Here is a 998-nt window from a genome sequence, read left to right on the forward strand (position 1 = left end):
CAAAGCAAAAATCAACAAGCCAACTTGGTTTTTACAGTACGTTTGAAGAGCAGTTAAGCCACGGGCATCCGCTGTATATTTTAGCAAATACGATTGATTGGAAAATATTTGACGAAGCGTTTAAAAAGCATTACAGTGCCTCTCAGGGAGCACCTGCCAAACCAATCAGGCTAATGGTATCACTACTGATTTTAAAACAGCTTCGCAATTTAAGTGATGAGAGTGTGGTAGAACAGTGGGCTGAGAATGCGTACTATCAATACTTTGGTGGCGAACAATTATTTTCAGTTAAACCACCATGTGTTGCAACGGAGTTGGTGGAGTTCAGAAAACGTATTGGTGAAGAAGGTGTAGAATTAATTTTCAAAGAAAGTATCCGCATCAATGGTAAAGATGCAGATGATGATAATCTAAGCGGTGATACAACAGTGCAGGAAAAGAATATCACTTATCCAACCGATGATAAGTTGTACAAAAAAATAATTGTAAAATGTCAGAAGATAGCAGCAGAAGAAAACATCGAGTTGCGTCAGAGTTACAAGTTTACAGTAAAGAAACTTAGCACCATACAACGGTTCAAGAAAAACAAAGGCGGCTTTGCAAAAGCAAGAAAGGCAAGCAAAAAAATTAAAACCATAGCAGGCAGATTGGTTCGGGAGATAGAAAGAAAACTTGAACCCGATGATGCAAGTAAGTATGCAATGGATGTATCATTGTTTAAAAAAGTATTAGCACAAAAAAGAAGTGACAGCAATAAAACCTACAGTCTTCATGAGCCAGAAGTAAAATGTTACACCAAAGGCAAAGAGCATAAGAAGTTTGAGTTTGGTAGCAAAGCATCATTTTTAATCACACAAAACACCGGAGTAGTTGTAGGTGCATTAAACTTTAGCGATAATGTACACGATTCAAAAACATTACCGGCAGCAATACAGCAATATGAAAGATTGATGAATAAAGAACCCAAGAATATTTTTTTAGACAGAGGTTACCGAGGT

At 37.2% G+C, this 998-nt stretch carries 1 protein-coding gene; it reads left to right on the forward strand.

Annotated features, from left to right (window positions below; translation table 11 throughout):
- Nucleotides 1-998: IS5 family transposase (locus JK139_RS15395; RefSeq protein WP_218332176.1), on the forward strand; the 998-nt coding region annotated here is incomplete at both ends.

The sequence above is a fragment of the Hydrotalea lipotrueae genome (assembly GCF_019249625.1).
Taxonomy (GTDB): Bacteria; Bacteroidota; Bacteroidia; order Chitinophagales; family Chitinophagaceae; genus Hydrotalea; species Hydrotalea flava.